Annotated in this window: 8 protein-coding genes and 1 pseudogene; 7 read left to right on the forward strand and 2 right to left on the reverse strand. The window is 67.3% G+C overall.

Annotated features, from left to right (window positions below; genetic code table 11):
- The coding region (locus tag D472_RS0122390; protein ID WP_017606680.1) for an LVIVD repeat-containing protein at window positions 1-951 on the forward strand (951 nt) is incomplete at its 5' end.
- A 66-nt stretch (window positions 952-1,017) separates the two neighbouring features.
- Here D472_RS0122390 and D472_RS0122395 read toward each other — a convergent pair.
- Both D472_RS0122395 and D472_RS0122400 read right to left on the reverse strand, forming a co-directional pair.
- On the reverse strand, window positions 1,018-1,890 hold the full coding sequence (locus D472_RS0122395) for a hypothetical protein (protein ID WP_017606681.1): 873 nt from the start codon (window positions 1,888-1,890) through the stop codon (window positions 1,018-1,020).
- A 148-nt stretch (window positions 1,891-2,038) separates the two neighbouring features.
- Window positions 2,039-3,283: a folylpolyglutamate synthase/dihydrofolate synthase family protein gene (locus tag D472_RS0122400; RefSeq protein WP_017606682.1), complete on the reverse strand. Its 1,245-nt coding sequence runs from the start codon at window positions 3,281-3,283 to the stop codon at window positions 2,039-2,041.
- A 111-nt stretch (window positions 3,284-3,394) separates the two neighbouring features.
- Between D472_RS0122400 and D472_RS0122405 the strand changes: the two genes are divergently transcribed.
- From D472_RS0122405 to D472_RS29200, 6 genes and pseudogenes are all read left to right on the forward strand, one after another.
- Window positions 3,395-4,744 carry a bifunctional folylpolyglutamate synthase/dihydrofolate synthase gene (locus tag D472_RS0122405; protein ID WP_017606683.1) on the forward strand — a complete coding sequence of 450 codons (1,350 nt, stop codon included), beginning with the start codon at window positions 3,395-3,397 and terminating at the stop codon, window positions 4,742-4,744.
- A gap of 35 nt (window positions 4,745-4,779) precedes the next feature.
- Entirely contained in the window at window positions 4,780-5,160 is a 381-nt protein-coding gene (locus D472_RS0122410; protein ID WP_026117973.1) for a DUF4233 domain-containing protein, read from the forward strand.
- A gap of 159 nt (window positions 5,161-5,319) precedes the next feature.
- Complete coding sequence (gene ndk / locus D472_RS0122415) at window positions 5,320-5,724, forward strand: nucleoside-diphosphate kinase (protein WP_017606685.1); 405 nt, start codon at window positions 5,320-5,322, stop codon at window positions 5,722-5,724.
- A gap of 258 nt (window positions 5,725-5,982) precedes the next feature.
- Complete coding sequence (locus D472_RS0122420; RefSeq protein ID WP_033304469.1) at window positions 5,983-7,017, forward strand: rod shape-determining protein; 1,035 nt, start codon at window positions 5,983-5,985, stop codon at window positions 7,015-7,017.
- A 1-nt stretch (window position 7,018) separates the two neighbouring features.
- Window positions 7,019-7,918: a rod shape-determining protein MreC gene (mreC, locus tag D472_RS0122425; RefSeq protein ID WP_017606687.1), complete on the forward strand. Its 900-nt coding sequence runs from the start codon at window positions 7,019-7,021 to the stop codon at window positions 7,916-7,918.
- Window positions 7,919-7,938: 20 nt separating this feature from the next.
- Window positions 7,939-8,061: pseudogene (locus D472_RS29200) on the forward strand (rod shape-determining protein MreD); the annotation flags it as partial.

The following is an 8,061-nucleotide window of genomic DNA, read 5'->3' on the forward strand; positions in this document are numbered from 1 at the left end:
GACAAGGCCAACCCCGAATACGTGGCGGCGGTGCGCACCGACTGCGGTTCGCACACCCTCACCCTGGTACCTGGGGACGACGAACGCGAATACGTGTACGTCTCCTCCTATGGTCCGGCGGAGCAGTTCCCGAACTGCCGGCCGCCGCACGACAAGATCGCCGTCATCGAGGTGCCGCTCGACGATCCCGCCGAAGCGGCCTTGATGAACGAGCCGGTGCTGTTCCCCGACGGTGGCAACCACGATCAGGACGGCCTGCTGCGCCCCACCGAGGGCTGCCACGACATCACCGTCTACCCCGAACTGGACCTGGGCGCGGGCGCCTGTATGGGTGACGGGATCCTGATGGACATCTCCGACCCCGCCCACCCCGTGGTGACCGAGGTGGTGCGGGACGAGAACTTCGCGTTCTGGCACTCGGCGACCTTCACCAACGACGCGGGTGCGGTGATCTTCACCGACGAACTCGGCGGTGGCGGCGCGGCCACGTGCACCGAGGAGATCGGTCCCGAGCGCGGCGCCAACGCCATCTACACGATCGAGGGGGAGGGCGCCGACACCACCATGGAGTTCGCCTCCTACTACAAGTTGGAGCGTCACCAGGGTGACCGGCAGGTGTGCGTGGCGCACAACGGTTCCCTGATCCCGGTTCCGGGCCAGGACTACTTCGTGCAGGCCTGGTACCAGGGCGGTGTGTCGGTGATCGACTTCAACGACCCGAAGAACCCCAGGGAGATCGGGCACTTCGATCCCGACGACCGCATCGACCCGGACATCGAGAACGGCAGCATCTGGTCGGCGTACTACTACAACGGCCACGTCTACTCCTCGGACATGCGCCGTGGTCTGGACGTGCTGAAGCTGACCGATCCGCGTCTGCGCGCGGCCGAGCGCGTCACCTACGACGAGTTCAACCCGCAGACCCAGCCGGTCTACCGCCCCGGTAGGTAGGGAGGGCGATGGAAGGCACGGGGTGGGGGAGTGTTCTCCCACCCCGTGTCCGTGGAGCCCTGTGAATCAGTCGAAAAGGTCTTCGGGTCGGTCCACCTTGACCGCCGCGGGGACCCACTGTTCCAGCGTCGGTAGGTCCGCGCAGGATTCGATCCGCTCACGGACCTCGGCGGAGAGGATGAATCCGCGAGTCTGGAGGATTGAGATGACGTTCTTGACGGCCTCGGAGGTTCGGCCCTCCTGGCGGCCCTCCTCGCGGCCGATTCCGACGTACTTGCGGGCGAAGTCGCTCTGCCACTCGTAGGTCTCCACGGTCATCAAGCCTTCCAGCTCCTTCCGAGCGGCCTCGTTGAGACCGGCCAGTACGTAGTCATAGTAGAACGCTCGGTTCTCCTCGGCCGTGGAATCCAGTGCCTCCACCACCGCCCGTAGCGGTCCGGGGTCGCTGTCCCCGTGTACCCGCGCGGACAGCACGGCCAACTCGGGAAGATTCCGAGCCTGCTGCTCGTCGGAGATCTTCGGCACCCTGCTCGGCCCGATCGCCAGTGGTGAGAGGTCGAATCCCGGGTGTCCGGTCCGAATCGGCTGAGCGCACCAACGCGCCACGGCCTCGCTCGGGCACAGGACCAGCAGCATCGTGGGGCACTCCAGGCGAACGTGGAGGGTGACCAGGTAAGCGGGCCAACTACGTCGCTTGTCCTGGTCGTGACCGTGTTGACGCTCGACCACCAGCGCCATCACGTTCTCGGTACCCTGACGCAGCACCACGGCCCCGTCGCTGTTGAACTCCTTGGGATCGCAGTTGGTCAGAACCGAATTGGTGTTGAGCGCCTCGGTGTGTCGGGGGACTTCGAAGCCGAGGGATTCCAGCAGGGCCGGGGCCAGTGCGGGCTGGTTCTGTACCAGCCGCAGCGGGATCTCGTGCTCTCGTGTGGGCATGCGTCTTCCTGGGGCCGGGGCATGGTCGAACACACGCACGGGTGCGCCGTGCCGACCTGCGAGGGGTCACTAGGAGTGATCATGCCGTGTCTTGTCGGGTCGAGTCGGTGTTTTCGGAGAAAAGCGGCCACGGGCTCGCCCGAGAGGCTCAGTCCGACTCGAAGAGGCGGTCGGTGGGGGCGTCCAGAACCTCCATCATGCGGCCGGTGAAGTACACCGTGCCCAGGGCCAGAACCCGATTCCCCAGAGCGGAGACCACCTCGGGGGTGAGCCCCTCGGCGTCCACGTGATCCCAGTGCGGGGGTAGATCGTGCTCGAAGCGCAGGTGGGCCTCGGGCAGGCGGACCGCCGTCACGGGCAGTCCTTGGAGGACGTCGATGGCTCCGGACACGTCCTTGTGGTCCGGTAGGCACAGCAGCACGTGATCCACGTCGCCCCAGCGGGCGCGGGCCTGGGACAGGGCGGTCCGCACCCCCACGCGGTCGATGGCCGAATCCACCAGTACGCGAGCGGTGGGGTCGCCGGGCACCGGGTGTTCGGACAGGCGGGCGGGCAGGTTCAGGGTGCCCAATACCCGACGCAGACGATGGGCGGGGGCGGGGGGCAGGTCCAAAAGTTCGAGCATCCGGGTGGCCGCGGCCACCCCGAGGACTCCAGAGGCCGCGGACAGACCCGGCGGACGAAGGTCGGTGGGTGGCTCGACGCCGGGCGTGTCCGGATCCACGATCCGGGGCCTCATACGTCCGCCGGTGACCTCGGTGAGAGTCCGTGCGACGACGGGAGAGACCTCAGGACTCTGTGGCAGGCTGATCAGGGCTCGGGCGCGTTCTCCGACCACCCGAACCTTCTCCCAGGCGATATCGGCCACGCTATCGCCAAGAACACCCAGATGCTCGGCAAAGATTTCACCGAGCGCCACCACCTCGGGCTCGACCAGACGCAGTTCGTCCCGGTGACCGCCCATTCCGGCCTCGAGGACGCAGACGTCGGCGCCGATCTGACGGGCCTTGAGCAACCCGGCGATCAGGAACAACCCGCTGGGTGCCAGGTAGCCGGTATCCCGGGGAAGGGCCGCTTTGGCGGCGTCGAGCTTGGCACCGAGAGCGTCCAGTTCAAAGTCACCGATGGAGGTCCCGTCCACGCGTACGCGCTCGCGATAACTCCGGAAGCTCGGTCCGGTGACCAGGACGGTGCGCAGACCCGCGGCGGACAGCGTCGCCGCGGCCACGGTGGCCGTGCTCCCCTTGCCCTTGGAGCCCACCACTCCCAATACCGGGACGCGTTCGGTGCACAGGCCCAGAGCCCTCAGCAGGGCTGCGGCCCGGTCCAGGCTCCGTTCTTGGCCGAGGGTGCGGTCGGCCCACTCGCGAAAGAAGGGGTCAAGGCTTGGCATGGTCCAAGTATGCTCTCGGCGACATCGGGGCCGGCACCCTCGCCCCGGAGCCCGCCGCCTGGTGAGGGCGCGTAGACTGACGCGGGTGTACACCCTGACCATCGAGGCACGGTGAGTGGCGCCGGCGCCCATGAGCGCTACGCCGAGGTCACCGCGCAGATCCTCTCTCGCGCCCCTGAGACCGACATCGATCCACGTCTGGACCGTGTCCGCACGCTCCTGGACCTGTTGGGCGACCCACAGCGCAACTTCAGGGTCGTCCACATCACCGGGACCAACGGCAAGACGTCCACCGCGCGCATGATCGACGCGCTGGTGCGTGGTCGTGGCCTGCGGGTGGGGCGCTACACCAGCCCACACCTGCGGACGGTCCGCGAACGCATCGTCGTGGACGGCGAACCCATCTCCCAGGAGCGTTTCGTCGAAGCGTACGACGACATCCGCCCCTACATCGAGATGGCCGACTCGATGAACGACGAGCCTCTGTCGTTCTTCGAGATCCTCACCGTCTTGGCCTACGCCGTCTTCGCCGACGCTCCCGTGGACGTCGCCGTGGTGGAGGTGGGCCTGGGAGGGACCTGGGACGCCACCAACGTCGTCGACGGGGACGTCGCGGTGATCACGCCCATCGGTATCGATCACACCGAATACCTGCCCGATACCCTCGATGGGATCGCCGAGGAGAAGGCGGGCATCGTCAAACCCGACTCCGTCGCCGTGTTGGCGCAGCAGCCGCTGCCCGCCGCGGAGGTCCTGGTGAGGCACGCCGCCGAGGTCGGCGCCACCGTGGCCCGCGAGGGTCTGGAGTTCGGGGTGGCCTCACGTGATGTGGCCGTCGGGGGTCAGCAGCTCGCCATCAAGGGTCTCACCGGCACCTACGAGAACCTCTTCTTGCCACTGTTCGGTGAGCATCAGGCCTCCAACGCGGCCGTCGCCATCGCCGCGGTCGAGGCCTTCTCGGCCTCCGAGGACGCCGCCGGGCTCGACCCCGAGATCGTCGGCGAGGCCTTGGCGGGACTACAGGCCCCCGGGCGCATGGAGGTCGTGCGCACCAGCCCGACCGTCATCGCCGACGCCGCACACAATCCGGCCGGGATGATCGCCACCGCCGCGGCCGTGGAGGAGGCCTTCACCTTCTCCCGGTTGGTCGGTGTGGTGGCCGTCATGGCCGACAAGGACGTCGAGGGGATTCTGGATCCCCTGGAACCACTGCTCGACGAGATCGTCGTCACCCGTAACTCCTCGCCGCGTTCCCTCGAACCGGAGAGGCTGGCCGCCCTGGCCGAAGAGATCTTCGGCCAGGACCGGGTGCACGTGGCTCCCCGACTCGACGACGCCATCGATCAGGCCGTGGGCCTGGCCGAAGAAGGCGGAGAGTTCGGTGGAGTGGGCGTGCTGGTCACCGGATCGGTGGTCACTTCCGGCGACGCCGTGCACCTGCTGCGCGGCTCCGGTGACTAGCGGGTCGGACGACACTCCGACGAAGGGAAACCGCCGTGCGCACAGTCTGTGCCGTAGTGCTCATGTTCGAGGCCATCGTGATCGGCCTGGCCATCCCCATCGCGATTCAGTTGGAGGGGGTGAACCCGACCGTCGCCGGAGGCGTCTGGGGCGGTATGGCCTTGGCCGCCCTCGTGTTGGCCGGGTTGCAGAAGTACACCTGGGCGCACTACGCGGCCTGGGCACTGCAGGCCGCCTTCCTGTTCAGCTCGTTCACGGTCAGTGGGGCGTTGCTGGTCGCGATCGTGTTCGTCTCCCTGTGGGTCACCGCGGTGATCCTGGGGCGTCGGGTCGACGAGGCCCAGGCCGCCCACGCCCTGATCCAGGAGGACGGCGGCGAGAACGTGTCCACCGCGTCCGGATCACAAACGCGATAGTGTGACGCACGCCCGAGCGGGTTGCCACGGGGCCCGTCGTCGATGGACCACCCTTCTCCTTCCCGCTTCGGGCGCATACCCGTACACCACCGCGCGCGGCCGCGCCGAGGGCCAGGCCCCCGTGTGCCGTGCGGGTTCCAGTGAGGAGTTGAAACGCACGTGGAGCGCACTCTCGTTCTCATCAAGCCGGACGGTGTCCGTCGTGGCGTCGTCGGCGAGGTCATCTCGCGCATCGAGCGCAAGGGCTTGAAGCTGGTCGCGATGGAGCTGCGCACGCTCGACGCCGAGACCGCCAAGGCGCACTACGAGGAGCACTCCTCGCGTCCGTTCTTCGAGTCGCTGGTCGAGTTCATCACCGGTGGCCCGCTGGTGGCCATGGTGGTCGAGGGTGATCGTGTCATCGAGGCCTTCCGTGCCTTGGCCGGCGCCACCGACCCGGTGACCGCCTCGCCGGGCACCATCCGGGGCGACTTCGCCCTGGAGGTGCAGCAGAACATCGTGCACGGTTCGGATTCCACCTACTCCGCCGAGCGTGAGATCAAGCTCTTCTTCCCGGATCTGTGAGGACTTGCCGGGCCCGTGGGCATCGGTCATGAACGTACGAACGCGCCTCCCTAGGGGGCGCGTTCGTTGTCTTCGGGGGCCTTTGGTGTCGCTCTTCGCATATTTCGTCCGATCTCGAGGGAACAATTCGGTGTGTTTGCGTAACGACCTAAGTGCTGACCGTTACGATACGGGGGACTGGATACCTAAAGTGGTGGAACGACTACCTATGGTCGTTCTTCCTGTCCACGCCAGCCACGGCGCCTCTGAGGACGTTACATGTCGAACAACCTTGCATTTCTCGGCCGGGACATGGCCGTCGACCTGGGTACCGCCAACACACTGGTCTACGTGCGCGGACGCGGCATCGTCCTGAACGAACCTTCGGTGGTCGCGCTCGACAACTCGACCGGCAGGCTCGTGGCTGTCGGTATCGAGGCCAAGCGGATGATCGGGCGGACTCCTGCCAACATCAGTGCCATTCGGCCGCTCAAGGACGGCGTCATCGCCGACTTCGAGACCACCGAACGGATGCTGCGCTACTTCATCCAAAAGGTCCACCGCCGCCGTCACTTCGCCAAACCGCGCATCGTCGTCGCGGTGCCCAGCGGCATCACCCCCGTGGAGCACCGCGCGGTCAAGGAGGCCGGCTACCAGGCCGGCGCCCGCCGGGTCTACATCATCGAGGAGCCCATGGCCGCGGCCATCGGTGCCGGGCTGCCCGTTCATGAGGCCACCGGGAACATGGTCGTCGACATCGGCGGTGGCACCACCGAGGTGGCCATCATCTCCGTGGGTGGCATCGTGACCTCCCAGACCATCCCGGTGGGCGGTGACAAGATCGACAACGCCATCATGACCTTCGTCAAGAAGGAGCACTCCCTGATGATCGGAGAGCGCACCGCCGAGGAGCTCAAGATGGCCATAGGTTCGGCCTATCCCACTGGGGAGGAGGAGTTGCGCGCCGAAGTGCGCGGTCGTGACCTCGTCAGCGGTATGCCCAAGACCATCGTCTTGTCCGAATCGGACGTGCGCCAGGGCATCGATGAGTCGATCACCGCCATCATCGACGCGGTCCGCACCACTCTCGACAAGTGCCCGCCCGAACTGTCCGGCGACCTCATGGATCGCGGGATCGCCGTCACCGGAGGCGGTGCCCTGCTGCGCGGCATCGACGAGAGGCTCCTGCACGAGACCGGGATGCCCATCCACATCGCCGAGAACGCGATCGACTCGGTCGTCGTCGGCTCGGGCATCTGCGTGGAGAACTACGAGCGACTCCACCAGGTCCTGGTTCCGGAACGGCGGCGCTGACATGTTCCGCGACTCCGCGCGGTCCCGGCTGATCCTCGCCGTGCTGGTCGTGTCGGCCATGATCTTGTTGATCGTCGACACCCGGCCCGGGACCGACCCGTTCACCTCGATGGCCAGGAACGGTGGCGAACTCGTCTTCGCGCCGACCGCGGCCGGGGTGGGGTACGTCCTCGGGCCCATCGGCCAGATCCAGGACAGGATCGGCCAGGGTTCGGAGGGGAGCGACCGCATCGCCGAACTCGAAGCCGCCAACGCCGAACTGGAATCCGAACTCCTGGCCGCCAGGATCGACGAACATCGTTCCGCCCAGCTCGATGACCTGCTGCACCTGTCCGGCATGGGCGGTTACGAGATCGTTCCGGCCCAGGCCGTCACCCGCACCACCGCGCGCGGATACGCGCACACCGCCACCCTCGACGCCGGGACCGAATCCGGTGTCGAACCGAACATGACCGTGGTCAACGGTGACGGGTTGGTCGGTCAGGTGACCGAAGCGGGTCCACGCACGGCCACCGTCAAACTCGCCATCGACGTCGGATCCTCGGTCGGGGCGCGCCTGGAGAGTACCCGCAAGATCGGTGCCGTCACCGGCGGCAGTGTTCCAGGAGGTCCCGAGGGCGATATGACCCTGGAACTGTTCGATCTGGAGGTCCCCGTCGAGCAGGGCGACCGTGTGGTCACGCTCGGCTCGCACGAGGGGGCGCCCTTCGTTCCCGGGGTGCCCATCGGCACCGTGGAGGAGGTTCAGGTCGCTCCCGGTGCGCTCAGTCGGATCGCCCGGCTCACACCGGCCGTGGACTTCGCCGCCCTGGACGTGGTGGGGGTGGTCGTTCAGGGACCCGCCGAGGACCCACGTGATTCCGTCCTGCCGCCCGAACCCGACCCGGAGGGGGACCAGTGAGGGCCGTAGCAACCTCGCTCATGGTGGCCGCCACCGTGCTCGCCCAGGCCACGATCGTCAACCGACTCCCGTTCGAATGGGGGCCGGGGCCCGATCTGGTGCTGGCGGCCGTCGTCGCGGTCGCCCTGACCACCAGTCCCGCC

The sequence above is a fragment of the Nocardiopsis alkaliphila YIM 80379 genome (assembly GCF_000341005.1).
GTDB classification, from domain to species: domain Bacteria; phylum Actinomycetota; class Actinomycetes; order Streptosporangiales; family Streptosporangiaceae; genus Nocardiopsis; species Nocardiopsis alkaliphila.